Origin of the sequence: Amycolatopsis echigonensis (assembly GCF_002846615.1) — a bacterium.
In the GTDB taxonomy this organism is placed as follows: domain Bacteria; phylum Actinomycetota; class Actinomycetes; order Mycobacteriales; family Pseudonocardiaceae; genus Amycolatopsis; species Amycolatopsis echigonensis.
On record NZ_PJMY01000002.1, the window covers coordinates 480,191 to 503,351 of the forward strand.

The 23,161-nt window shown below is 70.4% G+C and carries 27 protein-coding genes; 13 read left to right on the forward strand and 14 right to left on the reverse strand.

The genetic code is table 11. The annotated features are described in order from the left end of the window. Positions 1–93: 93 nt before the first annotated feature. From ATK30_RS03895 to ATK30_RS03905, 3 genes are all read right to left on the reverse strand, one after another. The gene (locus ATK30_RS03895) at positions 94–1,845 is read right to left on the reverse strand and encodes a helix-turn-helix domain-containing protein (protein WP_101434350.1); all 1,752 of its coding nucleotides are present in this window, start codon (positions 1,843–1,845) and stop codon (positions 94–96) included. Continuing rightward, the gene (locus ATK30_RS03900) at positions 1,829–2,425 is read right to left on the reverse strand and encodes an MEDS domain-containing protein (protein WP_158242445.1); all 597 of its coding nucleotides are present in this window, start codon (positions 2,423–2,425) and stop codon (positions 1,829–1,831) included. Before ATK30_RS03900 ends, ATK30_RS03895 begins: the two co-directional genes overlap by 17 nt. Before the next feature lie 117 nt (positions 2,426–2,542). Further along, positions 2,543–2,947 (reverse strand): TetR family transcriptional regulator, encoded by a 405-nt coding sequence (locus ATK30_RS03905; protein ID WP_101434352.1) that lies wholly within the window; start codon positions 2,945–2,947, stop codon positions 2,543–2,545. A 216-nt stretch (positions 2,948–3,163) separates the two neighbouring features. Between ATK30_RS03905 and ATK30_RS03910 the strand changes: the two genes are divergently transcribed. Together ATK30_RS03910 and ATK30_RS45955 are read left to right on the forward strand one after the other, a co-directional pair. Beyond that, positions 3,164–3,508 carry an MDR/zinc-dependent alcohol dehydrogenase-like family protein gene (locus ATK30_RS03910; RefSeq protein WP_143271348.1) on the forward strand — a complete coding sequence of 115 codons (345 nt, stop codon included), beginning with the start codon at positions 3,164–3,166 and terminating at the stop codon, positions 3,506–3,508. Between the two features lie 725 nt (positions 3,509–4,233). After that, positions 4,234–5,304 (forward strand): replication-relaxation family protein, encoded by a 1,071-nt coding sequence (locus tag ATK30_RS45955; RefSeq protein ID WP_279629982.1) that lies wholly within the window; start codon positions 4,234–4,236, stop codon positions 5,302–5,304. A 30-nt stretch (positions 5,305–5,334) separates the two neighbouring features. Here ATK30_RS45955 and ATK30_RS03925 read toward each other — a convergent pair whose 3' ends face one another. The 6 genes from ATK30_RS03925 to ATK30_RS03950 form a co-directional block, all read right to left on the reverse strand. Beyond that, positions 5,335–5,664, reverse strand: coding sequence for a J domain-containing protein (locus ATK30_RS03925; RefSeq protein ID WP_098087039.1), 330 nt, complete (start codon positions 5,662–5,664; stop codon positions 5,335–5,337). 14 nt (positions 5,665–5,678) lie between these two features. After that, positions 5,679–6,047, reverse strand: coding sequence for a hypothetical protein (locus tag ATK30_RS03930; protein WP_098085277.1), 369 nt, complete (start codon positions 6,045–6,047; stop codon positions 5,679–5,681). Positions 6,048–6,132: 85 nt separating this feature from the next. After that, the gene (locus tag ATK30_RS03935; protein ID WP_098085278.1) at positions 6,133–6,327 is read right to left on the reverse strand and encodes a hypothetical protein; all 195 of its coding nucleotides are present in this window, start codon (positions 6,325–6,327) and stop codon (positions 6,133–6,135) included. Positions 6,328–6,329: 2 nt separating this feature from the next. Beyond that, a complete protein-coding gene (locus tag ATK30_RS03940) occupies positions 6,330–6,734 on the reverse strand; it encodes a hypothetical protein (RefSeq protein ID WP_098085281.1) in 405 nt (134 codons plus the stop codon). 100 nt (positions 6,735–6,834) lie between these two features. Further along, the gene (locus ATK30_RS03945; RefSeq protein ID WP_098085284.1) at positions 6,835–7,266 is read right to left on the reverse strand and encodes an Hsp20/alpha crystallin family protein; all 432 of its coding nucleotides are present in this window, start codon (positions 7,264–7,266) and stop codon (positions 6,835–6,837) included. Positions 7,267–7,658: 392 nt separating this feature from the next. Then, positions 7,659–8,054, reverse strand: coding sequence for a hypothetical protein (locus tag ATK30_RS03950; RefSeq protein ID WP_143271349.1), 396 nt, complete (start codon positions 8,052–8,054; stop codon positions 7,659–7,661). Positions 8,055–8,212: 158 nt separating this feature from the next. On the opposite strand from ATK30_RS03950, the gene ATK30_RS03955 reads away from it, so the two are divergent. After that, entirely contained in the window at positions 8,213–8,539 is a 327-nt protein-coding gene (locus ATK30_RS03955) for a MerR family transcriptional regulator (protein WP_098087040.1), read from the forward strand. Between the two features lie 57 nt (positions 8,540–8,596). Here ATK30_RS03955 and ATK30_RS03960 read toward each other — a convergent pair whose 3' ends face one another. From ATK30_RS03960 to ATK30_RS44975, 4 genes are all read right to left on the reverse strand, one after another. Next, positions 8,597–9,118 carry a hypothetical protein gene (locus ATK30_RS03960; RefSeq protein ID WP_098085288.1) on the reverse strand — a complete coding sequence of 174 codons (522 nt, stop codon included), beginning with the start codon at positions 9,116–9,118 and terminating at the stop codon, positions 8,597–8,599. Positions 9,119–9,307: 189 nt separating this feature from the next. Continuing rightward, positions 9,308–9,697, reverse strand: a complete 390-nt coding sequence (locus ATK30_RS03965; RefSeq protein WP_158242446.1) for an STAS domain-containing protein — start codon at positions 9,695–9,697, stop codon at positions 9,308–9,310. Next, entirely contained in the window at positions 9,694–10,227 is a 534-nt protein-coding gene (locus ATK30_RS03970) for an ATP-binding protein (RefSeq protein ID WP_194999834.1), read from the reverse strand. The genes ATK30_RS03965 and ATK30_RS03970 overlap by 4 nt, the downstream gene beginning before the upstream one ends. 380 nt (positions 10,228–10,607) lie before the next feature. Continuing rightward, on the reverse strand, positions 10,608–11,120 hold the full coding sequence (locus tag ATK30_RS44975; protein ID WP_158242447.1) for an STAS domain-containing protein: 513 nt from the start codon (positions 11,118–11,120) through the stop codon (positions 10,608–10,610). A gap of 485 nt (positions 11,121–11,605) precedes the next feature. On the opposite strand from ATK30_RS44975, the gene ATK30_RS03980 reads away from it, so the two are divergent. Next, positions 11,606–12,394, forward strand: coding sequence for a GAF and ANTAR domain-containing protein (locus tag ATK30_RS03980; RefSeq protein ID WP_229434788.1), 789 nt, complete (start codon positions 11,606–11,608; stop codon positions 12,392–12,394). Positions 12,395–12,498: 104 nt separating this feature from the next. On the opposite strand, the gene ATK30_RS03985 is transcribed toward ATK30_RS03980, so the two are convergent. After that, positions 12,499–12,954, reverse strand: coding sequence for an Hsp20/alpha crystallin family protein (locus tag ATK30_RS03985; RefSeq protein WP_098085294.1), 456 nt, complete (start codon positions 12,952–12,954; stop codon positions 12,499–12,501). 266 nt (positions 12,955–13,220) lie between these two features. Between ATK30_RS03985 and ATK30_RS03990 the strand changes: the two genes are divergently transcribed. The 9 genes from ATK30_RS03990 to ATK30_RS04030 all read left to right on the forward strand — a co-directional run bounded on the left by ATK30_RS03990 (position 13,221) and on the right by ATK30_RS04030 (position 23,153). After that, positions 13,221–13,835: an STAS domain-containing protein gene (locus ATK30_RS03990; RefSeq protein ID WP_143271350.1), complete on the forward strand. Its 615-nt coding sequence runs from the start codon at positions 13,221–13,223 to the stop codon at positions 13,833–13,835. Positions 13,836–14,067: 232 nt separating this feature from the next. Continuing rightward, complete coding sequence (locus tag ATK30_RS03995) at positions 14,068–14,523, forward strand: YflT domain-containing protein (RefSeq protein ID WP_244194494.1); 456 nt, start codon at positions 14,068–14,070, stop codon at positions 14,521–14,523. Positions 14,524–14,546: 23 nt separating this feature from the next. After that, positions 14,547–16,430 carry a molecular chaperone DnaK gene (gene dnaK / locus ATK30_RS04000; protein WP_098085302.1) on the forward strand — a complete coding sequence of 628 codons (1,884 nt, stop codon included), beginning with the start codon at positions 14,547–14,549 and terminating at the stop codon, positions 16,428–16,430. Between the two features lie 14 nt (positions 16,431–16,444). After that, complete coding sequence (locus tag ATK30_RS04005; RefSeq protein WP_101434356.1) at positions 16,445–17,107, forward strand: nucleotide exchange factor GrpE; 663 nt, start codon at positions 16,445–16,447, stop codon at positions 17,105–17,107. 6 nt (positions 17,108–17,113) lie between these two features. After that, positions 17,114–18,106 carry a DnaJ C-terminal domain-containing protein gene (locus ATK30_RS04010; protein WP_098085307.1) on the forward strand — a complete coding sequence of 331 codons (993 nt, stop codon included), beginning with the start codon at positions 17,114–17,116 and terminating at the stop codon, positions 18,104–18,106. Next, positions 18,103–18,459, forward strand: coding sequence for a chaperone modulator CbpM (locus tag ATK30_RS04015; protein WP_098085310.1), 357 nt, complete (start codon positions 18,103–18,105; stop codon positions 18,457–18,459). The genes ATK30_RS04010 and ATK30_RS04015 overlap by 4 nt, the downstream gene beginning before the upstream one ends. A 3-nt stretch (positions 18,460–18,462) precedes the next feature. Then, a complete protein-coding gene (clpB, locus tag ATK30_RS04020; protein ID WP_098085313.1) occupies positions 18,463–21,132 on the forward strand; it encodes an ATP-dependent chaperone ClpB in 2,670 nt (889 codons plus the stop codon). A 36-nt stretch (positions 21,133–21,168) separates the two neighbouring features. Beyond that, positions 21,169–22,122, forward strand: a complete 954-nt coding sequence (locus tag ATK30_RS04025; RefSeq protein ID WP_098085316.1) for a M48 family metalloprotease — start codon at positions 21,169–21,171, stop codon at positions 22,120–22,122. Further along, positions 22,119–23,153 (forward strand): S1C family serine protease, encoded by a 1,035-nt coding sequence (locus ATK30_RS04030; protein ID WP_208637257.1) that lies wholly within the window; start codon positions 22,119–22,121, stop codon positions 23,151–23,153. Before ATK30_RS04025 ends, ATK30_RS04030 begins: the two co-directional genes overlap by 4 nt. The last annotated feature ends 8 nt before the right edge of the window (positions 23,154–23,161 follow it).

Sequence of the window (23,161 nt, forward strand, 5' to 3'; positions counted from 1 at the left end):
GAAGAACCGCCGGAACCTGACCCTGCGGGAACCAGGTGCGATCGCGGTGGAGCGACGAGCCCACAGTGAAACCCCGCGCGGCGGACAGCGCCCTTACGTCTGCGAGCGCAGCGCCTGCAGCGTGCCCCACGTCCGCGTGGCGAGCTGGAGGTTGAAATGCACGTCCGGGTCGTTCAGTTCGAGCCCGGTCAGTTCGCGGATCCGTTGCAGCCGGTACTTCAATGTGCTGCGGTGCACGGACAGTTCGGCGGCAGTGGCGTCGTAATTGCCGCCGTGCTCCAGGTACTGCGTCAGTGTGTGTACCAGTTCCGACCCGCGCAGGGCGTCGTAGTCCAGCAGGCAGCCGAGCCATTCCCGGACGAAGACTTCCAGCTCGTCGAGATCCGGCACGGTGGCGAGAATCCGGAACACACCCAGTTTCGAGTACTCACACACGCTGTCGCTCGACAGCAACGTCTTCTGCAACCGCAGGGCGAGCCGGGCTTCGCGCAGTGAGCCGGGCAGCTCCGTGGGATCGACCCGGATTCCGCCGACGCCGATCTGGCATTGGCCGCCGCCGAGATTGGACAGCACGTCGCGCCGTAACCGGTCCCAATTGGTCTGTCCCGCGGTGACCACGACGACACTTCCCGACCGCGTCTCGTCCAGCGCGTCGAGTTCGGCCGACCGCAGTGCACGCCGGACTGCTTCGAGCAACGCGTCCGGGCGCCGCGAGCGGCCCTTGCCCTCGATCAGCACGACCCGGTGTGGCCGCCGCAGGTCGTAGTCGAGCGCGTCCGCGCGGGCGTGTGCGCTGTCGGTGTCGGTTCCGGTCAGCAGGTCGTGCACCAGATCCCGGCGCAGCCGCAGTTCGGTGTCGGCGATACCGCGCAGCCTCGCCAGTTCCATCGACAACACGGTCGTGCCGTGCTCCAGCGCCACGAGATCGGCGCTGTCGGCCCGGCGCTCCGGATCGACGAGCGCGAGCACGCCCAGCACGTCGGGTCGCGGGGAGGCGAGCATGGTCAGCCGATGCCCGTCGCGTAACGGCTTTCCCGCCCGCATCAACCGGCGCAGCAACTGTTCCCGGGTCGCGAACGACTCCTTCGGATACGGGTCCGGCCGGCCGGGACCGGACCACGCGGTGAGGTTCCCGTAGCGGTCCTCCATCGCGACCGGCATCCCGGTGAGTTCGTGCAAAGCGTCCGCGATGCCCTGCTGCCCGTCACCCGACACCGCGACCCGGGTCAGCCGCTCGTGGATCTGCATGCTCCGGCGCAGCGACGCCACCGTGTCGGCGAGCGCCTCGTTCGTCTCGGCGAGCTGCGCCGCGGACGCGCACTCCTTCGCGTGCAGCCGCGCGTTGGACACCGCGACCGCGGTCTGCTGGGCGAGCACCTGGAGCAGGAAGCGCTCGTCGCCGCTGGGCTCGGCGTCGCTGGACGCGATGACGTGCCCGAGCAGTTCCGACGCGCTGCGCAGCGGGTACGCCCACGCCCAGGTGCGCCCGGCCAGCTCGATCGGACCGCCGCCGTCGAGCAGCGCGACCTGCCCGGTCAGCTCACGGGTCGCGGCGAGACATCCGGTGCCCGGCCGCCACGTCCCGTCCGTGAAGTGGTAGCCGTCGATCCGGCAGCCGCCGAGTCCGAGCGCGGACGACGTGGCCAGCGAGAAAATCTGGTCCTCGTTGACGGACTCGGTCATCAGCAGCGAGATCACCAGCAGCGCCCGCATGTCACCGAGCCGCTTGCGAAGCTGCGCGGGATCGGCGTCCGCGGGATCCACCAGCGTGACCGGCGCGATGCCGTCGTCGTCGCGCCACGGTCGTTCGGGGAGGCGGGTCAGCCCGTCATGTTCCGGTCGCATGCAGAACCTCGTCGGGACCGACGTAGTAGGGGTTCTCGACGAGCATGCCCTGGATGAACACCAGCGGATGCGTCTTCACGATGTTCACCACCACTTCCCCGTTGAACAGGTCGAGGTCGTAGAGGCACAGCACCACGGTCGGGTTGCGGCCCATCAGCCGGTTCAGCTCCCACTCGTAGTCCACCAGATGCTCCACGCCGGGCGCGTCGCGCAGCGCCCACGTCATCTCGCCGACGATCCGGGAGAACCCGTAGCCCTCGGTCTGCGCCTTGTCCAGGCACTCCGACCAGAACGTGAGCATCTCGGCCGTGCCGAACCGGCCCCCGGCCAGATACGTGGCTTCGGGCAGGTGGATGTCGAGCTGCGTGTCGTGCGCGGGCGGGGCCGCCAGCATGGTCAACCGCTGGGCCGTGCGCGCCGAATCCACCACACAGATGCATTTGTCGCCGGCCTCCAGCCCGGCCGACAGGTACCCGGTCAGCAACCGGTCCCGATCGGCCGCGCCGCGGTAGAAGGCGCAGACGTGACTGCCCGGCCCCAGCCGGATCTCTTCGACTCCGAATGACACTGCTGTCGTCACCGGGACACCACCACCCTGTGGCTGGACGATTGACCAATCGTACCGTGGTCAGCGCCTCGGCGAGCCCGCCCGCGAGGACGAATCGACCGGCCCCGTTCCCCCTCGCGGGACCAGTGCTCAGCGGGCGCCGAGTTCGGTGTCGATGAGGTGGCCCATGGCCGCGTCGACGCCGGCCCGGTCACCGCTGAGCAGCAGGTCCAGCAGCAGGCCGCGAGCGACGGCGAGGCTGATCCTGGCCTGCACCGCGGCCTGCGCGCCGTCGGACCCGCGCCGCTGGAAGATCAGTTCGAGCGGTTCGAGCCACGGCTGGATCAGTGACTCGCGCAGGCTGACCGCGTGCGCGCGGCCCTGCATCGCGTGCCCGGACAACTCGAAGAACAGCGGCCCGTAGGTCACCGCCGCGTCGCTGACCTGCCGCCAGTAATGGCGCAGCGCGGCGCGAGAATCGGTCTCGCGGTCACGGAGCAGGGCGCAGATCCACTCCACGCGGCTCTCGCCGACCCGGCTGCGGTCGCCATCCACGGCCTACGGTGCAACCCGATCGCCTCACCAGGACACCTGGCCGTCGTCGGCGCGGGCACAGTCGGCCTACTCACCGCGCTCTACGCCCACCAGCAGGGCTGGAGAGTCACCATTGTGCACCGCGACGGACGCCCTCCCTTCGACGCCGTAGCCAAGGCAGTGCCGGCCTCGTTCCGATCACCCGCCGCGCTGTCCCCGCAGCAGACCTTCGACGTCGTGGTGGACGCGGCCACCGGAGCCGATCCAGCGCCGCTCGACCTTGCCCTTCGACTCGTGGGTGACGGCGGCACCATCATCGTCCAGAACGCCTACCACCCCGGCGTCCACCTTCCAACGCCGCTGCGTGACCTCTTCCGCCGGTCGATCCGCCTGATCGGCTCGTTCTCGTACTGCCGCCGCCGATCGGACGACTTCGCCCTGGCCCTGGACATGCTGCGCAGCCACGCTGCACAGGTCGCGCACCTTGTGGCCTCAGTGGGCGAACTCGCGGATCTGCCTACCGTGCTCGGCGGACAGTGGACGCGCTCGATCCGCCATGTTCTCACCGTCCACGCCTCATAGCGCGCCCTCGGTCTGCGGACGAATCTGCACATCGCGCGACATCTGGAGATCCAACCGTCGACACCCGAGGGGCAGCGCTGAACGCGCGTGAAGTCCGCGCACAGGAGGCCCAAGATGCTCCACCTGAGCCGCGCAAGCACGGGTAACGGCCTGGTCACAGTGGCGGGGTCGGTGTCCAAAATCGGCCGAAAAATCGGCCTTCAGTAGTGCAGGGGTTTCCTGGCACACTGGAAGGGACGGGCCGATATGGTCACCACTCGCCGAGCATCGACGAGGCACGATCACCGCACGGCTGGTCACAGCGAGAGCACGGTTCTGTCACTTTTTGATTACCGCTGTCAATTTCGGGGCCGAAATCCGGAGTTGAGGGGTGCCGGGGATCTCTCGGCCGCTCCGGGTGGAAGGCGGTGGTGATCATGGTGGACAGTGCTGACCGCACTGGCAGTCGTGGCGTAGTCGGTGCGGATGGGTTGGCGTCTCGTTCCGCGTCTGGGTCGGCGGGGGCTCGGCGTTCTGAATCCGCCGACCAAAACGCCGAGGCCGCTGCTACTAACTCCGCTGGTCAGCGGTGGTTTCGGCGGGAACAGGCGGAAGGCCGACTGAGGAGTGGTCCTCACCCATCCACACATCGGGGGCGCGCGGGGCGCGGCGGCCGGAGGGCCGGGGAACCCGACGCGGGCCTGTGGTTCCGCCTGGTCGACCGAGACCGGCGACTGCTGGCCCTGCTGGCCGAGCACAAGGTGCTGACCACCAACCAGATCGCCGCGATCGAGTTCCTGTCGGTGCGCCGCGCGCAGGACCGGCTGCGGCACCTGCGGGAGTTGGGCGTGGTGTTCGCGTTCCGCGAGTCCTACCTGCGCGGCGGAACCAGCCAGACGCGCTACGCGCTGGGCTACCTCGGCGCACGGCTGATCGCGGCACAGCGCGCGGAGAAACCACCGTCGCCGAAGGCGTACACCGAGAGCCTGGAACGGCTCGCGCTGTGGCCGAAGCTGGAACACCAGCTCGGCGTGAACGACTTCTTCTGCTCCCTCGCCGCCCACCGCAACCCTGCCCGGCTGCGCGAGGAGGGCCGCGAGGGCGAGGTGGGCGGGCTGACCCAGTGGTGGTCGGAGAAGCGGTGCACCGAGTTCTTCTGGCGGTACCTGGGTGCCGGTCGGGAGACCCGGCTGCGCCCGGACGGCTACGGCTGCTGGGAGGAGGCGGGCCGCGCGGTGCGATTCTTCCTCGAACACGACACCGGCACCGAGTCCCTGGCGAAGGTCACCGGCAAGCTCGACGACTACAGCGATTTCCCGACCGACGCCTTCGGTGTCCTGCTGTTCTCGGTGCACGCGCCCCGGCGGGAGATCGCCCTGCGCACGGCGCTGCATCCCTGGTCACCGTCGAGGCCGGCGACGACGTCGCTGGTCGTGGCCGCGGTCCGGGCGTTGCCATCGTCGAGCAGGGTCACGGTCGCTTCGTCCACGCCCGGTATGGCCTTGGTGACCTGGGCGCACACCTGCTGGAGCAAGACGGTGAAGTCGTCCACGCTGCCCAACGCCGCAGTCAGGCTTTCCAGCGCGCCGGTGACCTCGTCCAGCACCTGTGGCCACATCTCGTCCCGTGCGCGGTCCATGATTGCCTCTCGTCGGCTGCCGGGCGCCGCAACGCCTGACTACCTCGGGTATCCCGTCAGGCCGCCCGTTACCCATGAACCCTGGGGTGCATCCGGTGCGCCAGCGCAGTCGATGCCACATGACCTGCGGGAACCGGTGGTGACACGCCTGCCGGGCATCAAGTCGCGGACCCGGTGAAAGTCGGTGCGGAGGCGGTCAGTCGCGCGGTCAGTGGAGGTGGCGGCGGACGGGGCCGACTCGCAGGTCGGGTTGGCTGCGCGCACCGGGGCGGTGGATCCGCACGGGAATGGAGATGGGCTCTCGACATGGTGACGGGGCGGGATGGTCGCGGTCGTCGGTCGCGCGTCGGCGTGGATCGCGCAACTCGGCGTAGGCGGCGAGCACCTCGGTCAGGCGGGCCGGATCGGTGGGTGCGTGCGCGGCGTCGGGGTGCAGGTGGCGCACCAGTGCCCGGTAGGCCGCGGCGATCTCGCTCGGCGTCGCCTCCCGCGAGACGCCGAGTACTTCGTACGGGTCGGGTACCGGTGACGGTGACATGGTCATCCGCTCCGTCAGGGATGGTCGGTCCTGCTCGCCGTTCCCGTGGTGTCCTCGGGCACGGTGTTCTCGGGCACGGTGTGCAGGTGGCTGACGGCGGTGTAGACCTCGCGGGCGGCACCTTCCGCCTCGTCCAGCGCGTGGCGCAGCGCGGCCAGTTCCCGGCAGGTGCGGGCGACGTGCTCGGCGGGGTCGACGTCGTCGTCGGCACGCAGCCGATACCGCTCGGGATAGCCGCCGACCTGCGGTGCCAGCGCTGCGGCCAGGTCACCCAACGCGCCGAGCAGATAGATCAGCTGCCAGGTCTCCTCGCGCAGGCCGGCAGGGCCGGGCCCGTGGCCGGCTGTCACGCGGCCTACCGCGTGCTGCACGGCCTCGGTCACCCTCGTCAGCGCGACGGCCAGCGACGCGCCGGGCGGTGATCCTGAACGAGTGCGGGAACGGGGCATCGCACGTTGCTCCCGTCGATCACGGCCAGGACTGGTCGTCGGCGGGCTCGTCGGGCAGCGGCACGACGCGCCGCTGATCGGCCACGTCGGCCGGGTCGGCCTCGACCACGTCGATCGGCTCGGTGAGCGGGTCCGCGCCGGACTCGTCCTCCAGGTCGGGTCGGGCGGGGCGCAGCTGGTCGGCCACGTCGTTCCAGGGCTTGTCCAGGCTCATCGTCATTCCTCCCCTTGCGGCGTCTTCCCGTCGCGGTTGGTACCGGCCAGGTCGTCCAGGGCGGGGGCGAGCAGCAGTGCGCCGGTGGTCAGGCAGCCGTGCAGTGCCCGCAGATCGGCGTGGATCTCGTTGCTGACCTGCGGGCCGTGCCGCTCGGCGAGGGCCGGGGTGCGGTCCATCAGGGTCTGCACCAGGTCGGCCAGGGTGGTGGTGACCTCGTGCGTGCCGGTGATGACCGCGGACACCTCGGCCGCGCCAGGGAAACCGGTGCGCAGGGCGGTGGCGGTGTCGGCGAGCCGCCGCCGGGCATCGGCCAGCGCCCCGTCGATCCGCGTCCCGCCGACGCGCGCGACCTCGGTCCGCGCTGCGTCGATCGGCGCCGCGCCGTCATGCCTGGTGTCGGTCATCGGTTCCCTCCTTTCCCGCACCTCGTCGGCTTCCCCCGGCACGGCCCCGGAAACACCCCGCCGACGGGGCGCGTCGGCGGGGCCGGCGAGGGCGTGCGGGTCAGGCGTTGACCTGCTTGCGGTCGCTGCCGGCGCTGATGGCGATCTTGCGGGGCTTGGCCTTCTCAGCCACCGGGATTCGCAGCGTCAGCACACCGGCCTCATAGCCGGCCTGGATGTGCTCGGCGTCCAGAGCCTCGCCCAGGAACAGCTGCCGGCTGAACACGCCGCGGGGCCGCTCGGCGACCTGGTACTCCACGTGCTCCTTGGTCTGGCCGGGGCGTTCGGCCTTGACGGTCAGCACGTTCTGCTCGACGTTCACCTCGATCGAGTCCGGGCTGACGCCGGGCAGGTCGAATGCGACCACGTACTCGTCCCCGGTGCGGTAGGCGTCCATCGGCATCGCCGCGGGACGGGCCGCGGTTCCGTTGGCGCCGAAGAACTGCTGGGTCAGCCGGTCGAGCTCGCGGAACGGGTCGGTACGCATCAACATGTCACAGTCTCCTTCCACACCATCAGGTTGTCGATCAGGTCAGTTCCGATCGGACGGGGCTGCATCCCCGCCGCTCATTCTTGCTAACGGTCCGCTCAGCTTTTCTGTTCCCGTGACCACAACTTCGGCGACGACGGCGAGGGAACCTGGGGGTGCCCGGACGCGCCGAAGCCCGCCCTGGCGATGCAGTGGCGGGCCTCGCGGATTCACATGATCGAGGAAGGCTGGACGCTGTCCCCAGCGACGACCGTGACCGGTGCTGGCCGTGGCGGGTCGGTAGGTGCGTCACGAGACGCGGTGCTGGCATTGCTCACCGGTGTGCCAGCCAACGACGAGAGCCGGCTGCCACGGGCAGGTTCACGTGATGGTGCCCCGGTACGGTCGTGCCGTTATCACCTCCTTACGTGTTCGCTGGTGCTGCGATCCGGGAAGAGGGTCCGCGCGGTCGGCGCGGCGTCGCACAGCGGCGGCGGAGGAGACCGTTCGCGAGCTCCGACTCGCCGCGCGGTCCGCGCGAGATCACCGCTGACAGCGTGGGACAGCGGGTCGCGGCGCGACGACGCCTCGTCGCCGCGGTGGCGACGGGTGGGCGCTGGTCCTGGTGGCCGGTCGTGCGGCGGGAGAGGCCGCGTCGCGGAGGAGCCGAAGTTGGCGGCGACGATCGCGTCGAACTCCGCGCGCACCCACGCGGGCTCCGCGCAGATCAGGTCGGCGAAGCGAGCCGGCCCGACCTCCAGGGGCCACGCGAGGTCGCTTCCCGCCGTGCGGGCGATGCTCGTGCCATCCATCTCGATCACTCCCCAGCTGTGTGTCCACCAGGTTCTGACCGATACTTTTCTTATAGTGAGTACTGTAGATTATGTCAAGGCGCCACTGGAGGTACCGTGGTTCGGAGAGTGTCGGGTGAGGGTCAGGTCGACCCGTGGTGTCCGTGGGAGGCCCGCTCGTGACCAGTACTGATCTGCGCGATCTCGATGATGTCGACTATCCGGCGTACACCACCGGGCAGGCCGCGATGATGCTCGGTGTGCAGCAGGCGTTCCTGCGCAGCCTGGACACCGCTGGGCTGGTGCGTCCGCAGCGTTCCGGTGGTGGGCACCGCCGCTACAGCCGCCGCCAGCTGCACCTCGCCGCGCGCATCCGGGGTCTGCTCGACGACGGCCACGGGATCGTCGCGAGCGCCCGGATTATCGCGCTGGAAGACGAACTCGCCGCCGCACACGCCCAGATCGCCGAGTTGCGCAGCCGGCTGGACACCGCGACGCAACCCTGATCGCCCGGCACGTTCAGTCACGGCTCCGCATCGGCTCAGTCCGCGCCGGTGCGGGGATCAACGGCAGCGCGCGTAGAAGGAGAGGGCCCGCCGGTGTGCCCCGGCCAGCGTGTCGAGCTGGTCGGCGGTGAGCGAGGTCGTGATGCCCTCGTCGGTCTCCTCGCCCATGATCGCGATGCTGCCGCGCCAGACCCGCGGCGCGCAGCTCAGCGAGATCAGCACGGCCGAGCCGACCGGATTGGGCGGGTGGACTCGCGGCAGGTGATCGGCCGCGTCGGCCACTTTGGCGCGCATCCCGCCGGCCAGCGGCACGCCGTTGACGGCGCCGCCGTCGGGATCGACCTGGTCGCGTACCGCGGTCCACAGTTCGTGCTGGTAGGGCTCACCCCACTCGTCTGGCCCCGTGTCGCCGACCGCCTCGCGCACCATCAACAGGCCCTCGGGTGTGATCACGGCGTAGCGCACGGTCGGGCCTGGCACCTGCTCGGCGCCCGCGCACCCGATGATGAGGTGATCCCGTGGTGGGGGTGTGCCGTGCGCACCGCCAGCGACCTGGTTGCTGCGGGTGATGGCGCGCACGCGGCCACCCTACGGTCGGCGGACCACAATGGCCGCGGCCCGACGGCGGACTCAACCCGAACGAGTGAACCGTGACCGCTCCACCCCAGGGTCGGCGCGATCGTGCACCACCGGTCGCCGCGCATCGCTCGGATGCATCAGCCGGAGGTCGGTGGCCGCCGACGCTCTCTCAGCAACCCAGGGGGCGGCTTAGGGTCTGGGAGCCTGCAGCGCCTCGTCGACCGTGTGGTAGAGCGCCAGGACGTCGTCGAGGCCGGTGACCTCGATGGGCCTGATGACGGGACGGTTCGCGTCGACCACGACCGGCAGCGATGCGTGCCGCCGTCCCGCGTGCCGGGTGGCCTGCAGCAGCACGGTCAGTCCGGCGGAGTCCAGGAACGTGACCGCGGTCAGATCCAGGATGCAGGGGCCGCGGCCGGCCTCCCGATCGAGGCACTCGATGATCGCCGCGGCCAGGTGCGGCGCGGTGTCCAGGTCGACCTCGCCGGTCACCTCGATCACCAGGGTGCCGTCGTCGGCCTCTCGGTGCGAGCGGATGCTCAACTCCACCGGCGGCGGTTGCTCGCTGGGAGGGGTCACGTCGGCACGTGGGAGGTGTCGGTGAGGGCGGGCCAGGATGCCGAGGTGAGCGAGCCGCCACTACGGGGTTCGGTGCCTCGCGCGCGTGCCACCGCCAGATGCCGGGACGCACCGTTATGTCCTGCGCCGTCCAGGGCCAGCTCGGCCCACACCGTCTTGCCACCGGCGCGGTGCTGCACGCCCCAGGCCGACGCCAGCCGGTCGACCAGCAGCAGGCCGCGTCCCCCCGAGTGATCCGGCGGACGGATCCGGGGCAGCCCGCTCGCGGTGTCGTCGACCTCGATCCGCAGCCGCCGACCATGATGGATCAGCGTGGCGCGGCAGGTGCGCCGGGGCGCACCATGTCGGTGCGCGTTGCTGACCAGCTCATCGGCCACCAGAACGGCGTCCTCGACGACCACGCCGCCGTGGTCGGCCACCAAGCCGCGGACCAGCCGACGCACGTGCTTGGTCGGTGTCGTATCGAGGTCGCAGCTCACGCCGGGCGCTGTCGAGGTGCTGCCTGCCGTCTCCCACGCCTGGGTGGACATGGCACCACACCACCTTCGTCCGAGAACACTCTCCACGGCGAAGAGTCATCCCCGGAGATACCCGACGGTTCACCACAGCAAACCTGAGCGGTGTCCACGCTAGGTGCCGTGTCGTTCCCTGGGCCGACTTCCACTCGACCAGCTCACTGACCCAGCGGCGCCCAGGCACGGCGTGGGCGGTGTTTCCATCGCAACCCAGCGGCGTGCCCGGCAACGCTGCCAGGTGACGAGGCGATCCGCGAGTCGGTTGCGCGCTGGAGTGGGCTCGCACTCGCCGGACAGCCTGATGGCGATGAGGTTGCATCCCCTCACCACGGTCTATGGATGTTGTGTCGTCGCGCGCCTGGTGGAGTTCGGGTTGCGCGTGCCGCCTGGTCGTGTCAGGGGCCGTGGCCTTCTGAACCTGGCTCGCCGCCGTCCGGGGTCGGTGGTTGTTCGCGCCGGACGCGGCCGTTGCCTGCGGGATATGACGGTGCGGCCAGGGCCTGGGCACGGCTGGGGTGGACGTCGAACGTGGTGGTCAGGTCGAGCAGGGTCAGCGGCAGGAGTACGGGCCGGTGGGTGGCGACGACCCGGAACGCGATCCGGTGCTGGTGTGCGTCTTCGCGGGCCTGCAGGAGCGCGGTGATGCCGGCGGCGCCCAGGAACCGCACGTCGGTGAGGTCCGTGACGAGCACGGTGTGCTCGGTGCTGGTCAGGGCGTGGCTGAGCCGGGTCCGCAGGTGGGGCGCGGTGAGCAGGTCTAGCTCGCCGTGGACCTCTGCGAGCAGCGCGGTGGGTGTGGGGCTGCTCAGCGCAACCCGGAACGCGGGACACGTGCCGTGGCCGGCGGGCGTGTGGTCCGGGTGGTCGGGCTCGCCGGCGGCGGGTGGCCGAATGAGGCGGTCGGTCATGACACGCCCCAGGGAGGTCGGCTGGGACGTCCCGGCGGCAGCGGGTGGGCAGGGGACACGGCCAGACCTCCGTCTCGCGATGCGGCGGAGGGGACGCCGGCCGTGGCCCGCGCCGGAGTCGTGCGGTGCGCGAGCCGTCGCAGGTGCGGATGGGCCTGGTTGTCCTGCTCCACCTGAGTGGGTTTGCAGCACGTCCCGGCTGACTGCACAACCGCGGCTGACCGACATGCTAGTGACGGCGCTGCCCGCTTGCCAGAGGGCGAGGGACTTCGGGGAGGTGGTGGGCTGGACGGTTGCGGCCGGCGCGGGCGGTGCCGAGACTTGGGGTCGTCGGGGGCGACCTCGATACTTCGGTACGGTCATCGACGGTCGGTGTTCAGCAGCGCAGCATCGGATGCGATGAAGGTCGCCTCCGGCGCTCCCGCGGCAGGCCGGGGTGAGCCCGCGTGACCGTGGCCGTTGCCGCGACAAAGGGGTTTGTGCGCATGACCGGCGAAACCGAGCTGCTGACCATCGCCCAGGAGCTGGCCGAGGTGTCGCGGCTGGTCGAGGACGACGACGTGACGGGCGCGCTGGGGCGCTTCGCCGAGCGGGTGCTGCGCACCGTGCCGGGCTGCGCGGCGGTCACCGTCACCGTGACCGGCGCGCGGGCCGAGCAAGCGGACGTGGTGGCGGCATGCGCGACGCCGGGTGCAGCGGTGCCCGCGCAGGACCTGCTGACCGGCGACGGGCCGCTCGTGGGCGCGTTGCGGTATCGCGAGCCCCGCCGGGTGGACGACACGCGCACCGATCAGCGGTGGCCGCGGTTCAGTGCGCACCTGGCCGAACAGGGCTATCGCAGTGTCCTGGTGTTGCCGGTGCCGACCCGCCATCGCGGCGGATCGGGCGGGTCGGCGGTGCTGACGGTGTTCTCCGATGAGCCGCACCGATTCGACGAGACCGTCCACGATGTCGCGCTGCTGCTGACGGTGCACGCCGGCGTGGTGTTCGACAACGCGCAGCTGTTCCACGACAGCCGCCGCCTGGTGGACCAGCTCAAGGTGGCGCTGGAGACCCGGCAGACGATCGGGCAGGCCCAGGGCCTGCTGATGCGCCACTTCGGCTGCGACGCCAATGGCGGGTTCCACTTGCTCAAGGGAGCCTCGCAGAACACCAACACCAAACTCCGGGACGTCGCCGAGACGCTGGTTGCCGCCCACGAACAGGACACCTTCGCCAGCGCCCTGGCCAAGTTCCGGCTTGACGCCACCACAGCGGGAGCCGCGACGAGCTAGCAGCCCGGTTTCTCACAGCCACAGCCGCGCCCGCGCCACCGACCCCCGGCCCTGCTGGGCGGGGCAGGTGGCGCGGGCATTGCCTGTGGACTGCCGGGGGACGGTCACTTGCCGGTGATCGCGATGCGGCGCGGCTTGGCCGCCTCGGTCTTGGGCACGCGGACGGTCAGCACGCCCTCGTCGAGGGTGGCCTCGATCTTGTCGGCGTTCACGTCCTGCGGCAGCGTCACCCGGTAGGCGAACTGGCCGGTGCGGCGGGTGCGGTGCCGGAACCAGCCCTGTCGCTCCTTCTGTTTGACCTCACCGTTGATGGCCAGCTCGGTGCCGACCACGTCGATGGTGATGTCGTCCCGCTTGATGCCGGGCAGGTCGACCTCGACCAGGTAGGCGTCCTCGGTCTCGGTCACGTCGGCCAGCGGCGCCCAGGCCCGCACACCCTCGTCGAGGCGGCCGGCCACCGAGTCCATCCAGCGGCCCATCTGGCTGTAGAGGTCCTCAAACTCCCGGAACGGGTCCCAGTGCCGCAGCGAGCTCGACGATCGCACAGCAGGAAGCGTCATGGCTCTCACCTCCACAACTTGATCACGTGTCGATACCGCGTCCGCCAGAGCCTGCCGCCCCGGCGGCCGGACACCCATGACGACGAACCTGAGCCGCCACTTGTTCCCGAAGTTGAGCCTGACAGACTCAAGATTTGTGTGATGTGAGTCACAAATACGGGTGGTGTCGGGAACACGGGACGGAGTCGTGCACGTCTTGTTGGGTGAACGACGGCCAACTCATCCCGCTCTGCTCGCGGACGCCAGGATGGGAGGTGGTGTTCGGGATGGCGAGTGCACCGACGTTCGTAACGACGCCCGCGCCGAGCACCGGGCACGGCGCCCCGCCAGCGCGCACCGGCACCAACCGGCGTATGCCCCAGGCGTGGACGCCTGACTGCCCGACCCGTGCCAGCGGGGTGCCCGCCGGGCGCGTGCTGGCCGACTCCGGCGACGGCGTGTGGATTCTGCGTCCGAACGCGGAGCAGGCCGAGCGCCTGTGCCGGCACCTGCCCGGCTGGCTGGCCCGGCTGCGCACCGGCGGCGCCCGGCAGGTCGTGATCGACCTGCACCGGGTCCGGCGCCTGGACTTCACCGGGTTCGGGCTGCTGCTGCGCCTGCTGCGCGACGTACTCGGAGTTCCGGTGGTGATCACCGAGGCGGCCGGACACGTCGCGGCGACGTTGAGCCAGCTCGACCTGCTCGCCGACGCCCGGCTGGTGCCGGCCCCGCATCGACCACCCCGGACCAGCGCTCCCGCCGCGCCCTGCACGCCACGCCGACTGCGTGGTGAGCGGGTGCTCCATCCCGGCAGTGCGGCGCACGGCAGCAAAACCAGGCGCACGGCGCGCAGCGGGCACGGCGACCGACACCGGCACCGCAGCCCCGCGGCATCACGCTAGGCGCAGCATCCGCACCAGCCGACAGGTGAACCCCGTCGACCTGTCGGCGGCGGTGACCGCGGACCCGGTTGGTGCGAGCCGCGGCGGGTATGCGGGTGGTTGGCCGGTGATTTCTCTCCCGCTACGCGCGGCATGCGTGTGGTGGCGCTCGTGGCCGGAGAGGCCCCATGGAAGGCGACTTGACAACAACAGGAACAACAGGGAGGCGGAAGCAATGGCTCGATTGGCTCAGGTGACCAGCTCCCGTAACCGGGAGGTCGTGGCGGGTTTCGACAACTACGCCGACGCGGAACGCGCGGTGGACTCGTTGTCCGACAAGGGTTTCCCGGTCGAGCACACCACCATCAGCGGCGTAGGGCTGCGCATGGTGGAAGACGTGCTCGGGCGGCTGACGTATCCGAAGGCGGCCGGGCTGGGTGCCCTCAACGGGCTGTGGATCGGGCTGCTGTTCGGCGTGTTCCTGGCGCTGTTCACCACCAACGCGGTCGCGTGGTTCGCGGTGATCTTGTGGGCGCTGCTGTGGGGCGCGGTGGTCGGCGCCGTGGCGGCCCTGATCTGGCACGCGCTCTCCGGTGGCCGCCGGGACTTCCTCTCGGCCAGCCAGCTGATCGCCGACCGCTACGAGGTGCTGGTCGACCCCGCGCACGCCGAACGCGCCCGCGAACTGCTGCAGACCAGCCAGTCCTGATCACGTGAGGGGAGGCGCTTCTCATGGCTAAGGCAGTCGGTATCGACCTGGGAACCACCAACTCGGTGATCGCCACCGTGGAGGGCGGCCAGCCGACCGTGATCCCGAACAGCGAGGGCAGCCGCACCACCCCGTCGGTCGTGGCGTACACCGACCAGGGCGAGCGGCTGGTCGGGCAGCTCGCGCGCCGCCAGGCGATCCTGAACCCGAAAGGCACCATCGCGTCGGCGAAGCGGTTCATCGGCCGTCGGTTCGAGGAGGTGGCCACCGAACGGGACACGGTGTCCTATGAGGTGGTGTCCGGCCCGAACGGCGCGGCACGGTTCGATGTGCGTAGCAAGCAGGTCGCGCCGGAGGAGATCTCTGCGGCGGTGCTGCGCAAGCTGGTCGACGACGCGTCGAAGTACCTGGGCGAGAAGGTCACCGAAGCGGTGATCACGGTGCCGGCGTACTTCAACGACGCCCAGCGGCAGGCGACCAAGGACGCCGGCAAGATCGCCGGGCTGAACGTGCTGCGGATCATCAACGAGCCGACCGCGGCGGCGCTGGCCTACGGGCTGGACAAGAAGAAGAACGAGACCGTGCTGGTGTTCGACCTGGGCGGCGGCACCTTCGATGTCAGCCTGCTCGACGTCGGCGACGGGGTCGTGGAGGTCCGCGCCACCGCCGGCGACACGCACCTGGGCGGTGACGATTTCGACCGGCGGATCGTGGACTGGCTGGCCGAGGAGTTCCGCAAGGACTACGGCATCGACCTGCGCAAGGATCCGCAGGCGCTGCAGCGGCTGTACGAGGCGGCGGAGAAGGCGAAGGTCGAGCTGTCCTCGGTGTCCCAGACCACGATCAACCTGCCGTTCATCACCGCCGACGCCGGCGGGCCGAAGCACCTGAACACCACGCTGATGCGGTCGAAGTTCGACCAGCTCACCGCGGACTTGGTGGAGCGCTGCATGGGCCCGGTGCAGCAGGCGATGGCGGATGCGAAGGTGACCGCGAACGACATCGACGAGGTGATCCTGGTCGGCGGTTCGACCCGGATCCCGGCGGTGCAGCAGCTGGTGCGCCGGTTGACCGGCGGCAAGGACCCGAACATGACGGTCAACCCGGACGAGGTCGTCGCGCTTGGCGCGGCGCTGCAGTCCGCGGTGATCAAGGGCGAGATGTCCGACGTCCTGCTGCTCGACGTCACTCCGCTGTCGCTCGGTGTGGAGACCCTGGGCGGGGTGATGACCAAGGTGATCGAGCGCAACACCACCATTCCGGCGCGGCGTAGCGAGGTGTTCTCCACCGCGGAGGACAACCAGAACGCCGTGGATGTGGTGGTGCTGCAGGGTGAGCGGGAACGCGCGGCGGACAACCGGGTGCTGGGCCGGTTCCGGTTGGAGAACATCCGGCCCGCCCCGCGTGGGGTGCCGCAGGTCGAGGTCACCTTCGACCTCGACGCCAACGGCATCCTCAACGTCTCCGCCAAGGACAAGGACACCGGCGCCGAACAGACCATCACCATCAGCGAAAGCTCCAACCTCGACCAGAGTGAGGTCGAGCGGATGGTCGCCGACGCCGAACGGCACCGCGGCGAGGACGCCAAGATCCGCGAGCGCGTCGACGCCCGCAACACCCTGGACACCATCGCCTACCAGGTCGAGAAGCGCCTCGGTGAGTTGGGTGACGCCGCGCCCGCGCACGAGAAGGCCCGCGCGGAGCTACTCATCGGCGACGCTCACCAGGCCGTCAAGGACGACACCGTCGGTATCGAGCGGCTGCGGGAGCTGACTTCGGAGCTGCAGCAGCTGTTCTACGGCCTGGATACCGCGGCCGGAGGCACCGCCGGCAATCAGGCCGGTGGCGGCGCCCGGCGGGACGGCGGCGGTGATGACGTGATCGACGCCGAGTTCACCAGCGAGTGAGAGGAGGGCACGCCATGGCCGAGGACCGCATCCGCTCCGGCCCCGGCGAGCACCTCGACCCCGGCGGCCGAGCGACGGTCGGCGAGCAGCAGCCGCGGGAGGAGCGGTTCGTGCGGGAGCGGGCCGAGCCGCCCGCTCCCGAAACCGACCCGGCCGCCCCGGCCGACCAGGCCGAGCCCGAGGACGAGCCCGAGGACGAGGTGGCTCGGCTGCGGGCACAAGTGGCCGAGCTGGAAGACCGGTGGCGGCGTACCGCCGCGGAGCTGGACAACCTGCGCAAGCGGGTAGCCCGAGACAGCGAACGGCAACGCCTTGACGAGCGCGGCCGGGTGGCCGCGGCCTGGCTGCCGGTCGTGGACAACCTCGACCTCGCCCTGACCCACGCCGACGCCGACCCCGGCTCGATCGTGCAGGGCATCCGCGCGGTCCGCGACCAGGCCCTGACGGTGCTGGCCGGACTGGGCTACCCACGCCGCGACGACCACGGCGTGGCGTTCGACCCGACCCGGCACGAGGCCGTGTCCACCCGCGCGGACACCGAGGCCAAGCCCGGCACCGTGGTCGAGGTACTGCGCCCCGGCTACGGTGACGCCGACCGGCAACTACGTCCGGCGACGGTCGTGGTCGCCGCCCGCGCCGCCGATGACGGATCCCGAGACGAGCGGGACAGGGGGTGACGCTCGGTGGCTCGTGACTTCTACGAGGCGCTGGGGGTGTCGCGCACCGCCAGTCAGGAGGAGATCCAGCGCGCCTACCGCACGCTGGCGCGCAAGTACCACCCGGACGTGAACAAGCAACCGGGGGCCGAGGATCGGTTCAAGGAGGTCTCCGAGGCGTACCAGGTGCTCTCCGATCCGGAGACGCGGCGCCGCTACGACGCGTTCGGGCCGGACTTCCGGCAGGTGCCCGAGGGCGTCGACCCCGAGACCTGGCAGCGCGCCCGCGCCGGCACCGGCGCGCGGTCCGGTTCCGGTGGTGAGCGGGTCTGGGTGAACACCGGGCCCGGCGGAGGGTTCGGCGGGTCGCCGTTCAGTGCCGGGTTCGGCGGCGAGTTCGATGTCGAGGACCTGTTCGGCAGCATCTTCGGCCAGCGCACCGCCCGCGCCCGCGGGCAGTCCGTGCGGGGCGCGGACCAGGAGGCCGAACTCGAATTGACTGTCGAGGAGGCATACCGGGGCGGGCAGCGTTCGCTGACCCTGCCCGGCCCCGACGGGCCGCGCACGCTGCGGGTGACCATTCCCGCCGGGGTGACCGACGGGCAGCGGATCCGGCTGGCCGGGCAAGGCGGCCAGGGCATCGGCAACGCCGCGGCAGCGGGCGACCTGTATCTGGTGGTGCGGCTGACACCGCACCCGCGCTACCGCGTCGACGGACGAGACCTGACCGTCGATCTGCCGTTGGCGCCATGGGAAGCCGCATTGGGCGCGACGGTCGCGGTGGACACCCCCGGCGGGCAGACCAAGGTGAAGGTCCCGGCGGGTACCTCCAGCGGCCGGCGGTTGCGGCTGCGCGGACAGGGCATGCCCCACCCGCGCGGCCAGGCCGGTGACCTCTACGCCGAGGCGCGGATCGTGGTACCCGACCGGCTTACCGACGCCGAGCGCCGGCTGTTCGCCGAACTGGCCACAGCCTCGACCTTCGACCCCCGCGGCACGTCGGCGAGGAGGCGGTCATGACCGACAGTTCGATCCCAGGTGCCCCGATGAGCTATGCGTTGATCCGCTACCAGCGCGATCCCGACCACAACCGGCGTGGGTGGCTGGACCTGGAATCCTTCGCCCGCGCCACCGGCACCCACCCGGACCTGGTGACCCGGTTCGTCGCGCTCGGGTTGCTCGACCCAGAGCGAGACCGGGCCGGGGCGCTGTGGTTCGCCCCGGACCAGCTGGCGAGGCTGGCCCGCATGCAGCGACTGCGCGCCGCGTTCTCGGTCAACTACGCCGCTCTGGGGCTGGTGCTGGATCTGCTGGACCGGGTCGACCAGCTGGAACGCGCGCTGCGCCGTAGTCAACGACAACCGTGGAGGTGACCCGTGGACAAGACCGACCCTTTGACCCAGAAATCCCGGCAGGCACTGCACGACGCCCAGACGAAGGCGGTGCGCTTCGGCCACACCGAGGTCGACGGTGAGCACCTGCTGCTGGCGCTGCTGGACGACCCGGACGGACTCGTGCCGCGGCTGCTGGCCCAAGCCCAGGCGGACCCGGACACGCTGCGCACCGCGCTGGAGACCGAACTGGGACGCCGTCCCAAGGTGTCCGGGCCCGGCGCCGCACCGGGGCAGATCTTCCTCACCCAGCGGCTGGTCCGGCTGCTCGACACCGCCGAGCGCGAGGCCAAGCGGCTCAAAGACGAGTACGTCTCCGTCGAACACCTGGTGATCGCGCTGATCGAGGAAGGGACCACCACCGCCGCGGGCCGGCTGCTGCACGAGCACGGCCTGACCCGCGACCGGTTCCTGCAGGCGCTGACCGCGATCCGCGGCAACCAGCGGGTCACCTCCGCGATGCCCGAGGTCGCCTACGAAGCGCTGGACAAGTACGGCCGCGACCTCGTCGCCGACGCCGCCGCAGGCAAGCTCGACCCGGTCATCGGGCGTGATGCTGAGATCCGCCGCGTGGTGCAGATCCTGTCCCGCAAGACCAAGAACAACCCGGTCCTCATCGGCGACCCCGGCGTCGGCAAGACCGCCATCGTCGAGGGCCTCGCGCAACGCATCCACCGCGGCGACGTGCCCGAAGGGTTGCGCGACAAGACCGTCTTCGCCCTCGACATGGGCTCTCTGGTCGCCGGCGCGAAGTACCGCGGCGAGTTCGAGGAGCGGCTCAAGGCCGTGCTCAACGAGGTGAAAGCCGCCGAGGGCCGGATCCTGCTGTTCGTCGACGAACTGCACACCGTCGTCGGTGCCGGCGCCGCGGAAGGGGCGATGGACGCCGGGAACATGCTCAAACCGATGCTGGCCCGCGGCGAGCTGCACATGATCGGCGCCACCACGGTCGACGAGTACCGCAAGCACATCGAGAAAGACGCCGCCCTGGAACGCCGCTTCCAGCCCGTGCTCGTGGACGAACCGGACGAGGCCGACGCGATCTCGATCCTGCGTGGGTTGCGGGAGCGGCTGGAGATCTTCCACGGCGTGAAGATCCAGGACAGCGCCCTGGTCGCCGCCGTGACCTTGAGCCACCGCTACATTTCCGACCGGTTCCTGCCGGACAAGGCCATCGACCTGGTCGACGAGGCTTGCGCGATGCTGCGCACCGAAATCGACTCGATGCCGGCCGAACTCGACGAGCTGACCCGGCGGGTGATGCGCCTGGAGATCGAGGAAGCGGCGCTGGCGAAGGAAACCGACCCGGCCAGCCAGTCCCGGCTCACGGAGTTGCGCAAGGAGTTGGCCGACCTGCGCGCCGAAGCCGACGCCATGCGGGCGCAGTGGGAGGCCGAACGTGCCGCGCTGCGCAAGGTGCAGTCGCTGCGGCAGGAGATCGACCAGGTGCGCCATGACGCCGAGCTGGCCGAACGCGACTACGACCTCAACCGTGCCGCCGAACTGCGTCACGGCAGGCTGCCCGAGCTGGAACGCCGCCTGGACGCCGAGGAACAGCAGCTGACGGCCAAGCAGGGCAGGCAGCGGTTGTTGCGTGAAGTCGTCACCGCGGACGAAATCGCGGCGATCGTGTCGCGCTGGACAGGCATCCCCGTGTCCCGCCTGCAAGAAGGCGAACGCGACAAACTCTTGCGGCTGGACGAAATCCTGCACCAGCGAGTGGTCGGCCAGGACGAGGCCGTGCAACTGGTCGCGGACGCGATCATCCGCGCCCGGTCCGGCATCAAGGACCCGCGCCGCCCGATCGGGTCGTTCGTCTTCCTCGGCCCCACCGGCGTCGGCAAGACCGAACTCGCCAAAACCCTTGCAGCGGCGCTATTCGACACCGCCGACAACATGGTGCGCCTGGACATGAGCGAGTACCAGGAACGCCACACCGTCTCCCGCCTGGTCGGCGCCCCACCCGGCTACGTCGGCTACGAGGAGGGCGGCCAGCTCACCGAAGCGGTGCGCCGCAAGCCGTACTCGGTCGTGTTGTTCGACGAGATCGAGAAGGCCCACACCGACGTGTTCAACACGCTGCTGCAGGTCCTCGACGACGGCCGGCTCACCGACGCCCAGGGCCGCACCGTCGACTTCCGCAACACGGTCATCATCATGACCTCCAACATCGGCTCGGAATATCTGCTGGAGGGCGCGACGGCGGGCGGGGAGATCAAACCGGAGGCGCGGGAGCGGGTGATGGCGGCGTTGCGCGGGCACTTCCGGCCCGAGTTCCTCAACCGGATCGACGACATCGTGCTGTTCAAACCGCTGACCGAGGCCGAGATCGAGCGCATCGTCGAGCTGATGACCGACGAGCTGCGCGGCCGGCTCGCCGAACGCCGGATGACCCTCCATCTGTCCGACCCGGCGCGGCATTTCATCGCCCAGCAAGGGTTCGATCCGGTCTACGGCGCCCGACCGCTGCGCCGGTTCATCGCCCGCGAGGTCGAAACCCGCATCGGCCGCGCCCTGCTCGGCGGCGACGTGCACGACGGCGCCACCATCCACATCGGACTATCCGACGGTGGGCTGACGGTCAGCTTCGACAACCCCAACACCGGCCCGAGCCAGGACCCGGCCGACCGAGTAGCCGCCGGCACCGGGTCATAACCCACAACACCAGACGACAACGGGAGGTGAATCCTCATGGTGCGGCGCTACACCAACGCGCTCAAGACCGCGCTGCTGCTCGGTGTGCTCACCGCGCTCATCCTCACCATCGGCTACGCGCTCGGCGGCAGCACCGGACTCATCGTGGCCACCGTGCTGTCGCTGGTGATGAACGGGGCCGCCTACTTCTACTCCGACACGATCGCGTTGCACGCCATGGCCGCCCGCCCGGTCAACGAAGCGCAGGCACCCGAGCTGCATGCGATGGTGCGCGAGCTGGCCACCAGTGCCGGCCAGCCGATGCCGCGGCTGTATGTCAGCCCCATCGCCCAGCCCAACGCGTTCGCCACCGGCCGCAGTCCCCGCCACGCCGCGGTCTGCGTTACCGACGGCATCCTGCGTCTGCTCACCCCACGCGAACTGCGCGCGGTCCTGGGCCACGAACTGTCCCACGTGTACAACCGGGACATCCTCACCTCCAGCGTCGCCGCCGCCCTGGCCGGGATCCTCACCAGCCTGGCCAACCTCGCCCTGTTCCTGCCCATCGGCTCGTCCACCGAGGACGACGACGGACCCCACCCGGTGGCCGCGCTGCTGATGCTGATCCTCGCCCCCGTCGCGGCCGGGCTGATCCAGCTCGCCATCAGCCGCAGCCGCGAATACCAAGCCGATGTCGACGGCGCGGATCTCTCCGGCGACCCGCTCGCTCTAGCAAGCGCCCTGCAGAAGATCGACCAGTGGACACGGCGGCTGCCGCTGCCCGCCGACGCTCCACACGCCGCCTACGCCCACCTCATGATCGCTCACCCGCTCAGCGACGACGGGGTGGCGGCGCTGTTCAGCACCCACCCGCCGACCGCCGAGCGCATCCGCCGCCTGCGGCAGCTAGCCAGCCAGGTAGCGGCCGGCCCGTCGGGTCCAGCGCGCCCCGCGCCCCGGTCGAGTTGGGCGGGTGCACTGGCCCCCACGATGAGGAGCCTCGCGCGATGAACAGCACAGTTAGCCCTCGAACGGCGCGGATCTGCGGTGCAGTCGCGGCGGCGGCCATTGCGCTGTCAGCCTGCACGACCGGATCGAGCAATCCCGCCCAGCCGAACGCCACCACCACCACCCCGGCCCCCGCGGGGCCAGAGGCCGGGTACGCCGACGTGGTCGACCGGGTCAGCCCCAGCGTGGTCACCGTCCAGGCCGGCCAGGACCTGGGCAGCGGGGTCGTCCTGCGCCCGGACGTCGTGGTCACCAACCAGCACGTCGTGGGAACCCAGCGAGAGGTCACCATCGCCTACGCCGACGGCGCCCGCTCACCCGGCACCGTCCTGGCCACCGACACCATCACCGACCTCGCCGTCGTGCGCACCGACCGCAAGAACCTGCCCGTGCCGCAGTACCGCAACGACCTGCCCCGGCCCGGTGAACAAGCCCTGGCCATCGGCAGCCCCCTGGGCTTCGAGAACTCGGTCACCGCCGGCATCATCTCCGGGCTGCACCGCGAGATCCCCGGATCCGCCGGCCAAACCCAGTCCCTTGTGGACCTCATTCAAACCGACGCGTCGATCTCCCCCGGCAACTCCGGCGGTGCACTGCTCGACACGCAAGGCCGGGTCGTGGGCATCAACGAGGCATACATCCCACCCGCCGCAGGGGCGGTGTCTCTCGGGTTCGCCATCCCCTCAGCCACCGTCACCGACATCGCCGACCAACTGCTCACCAAGGGCACCGCGACCCACCCCTACCTCGGGATCTCACTCGGCCGGCTCACCCCCGACATCCAACAACAACTCGGCGTACACACCGACCACGGCGCACTCGTCCTCGGCATCGACCAAAGCGGTCCCGCCGCCGCCAGCGGCATCCACACCGGCGACGTCATCACCGAATTCGCCGGCACACCAATCCGCAGCGTCGAGGACCTCCTGGCTGCCCTCCGACACACCCAGCCAGGACAGAAGGTGCCGGCCACCCTCATCCGCGCAGACACATCCCAATCCGTCACCCTGACCATCGGCTCGCGCACCGGCTGAGCACCCTC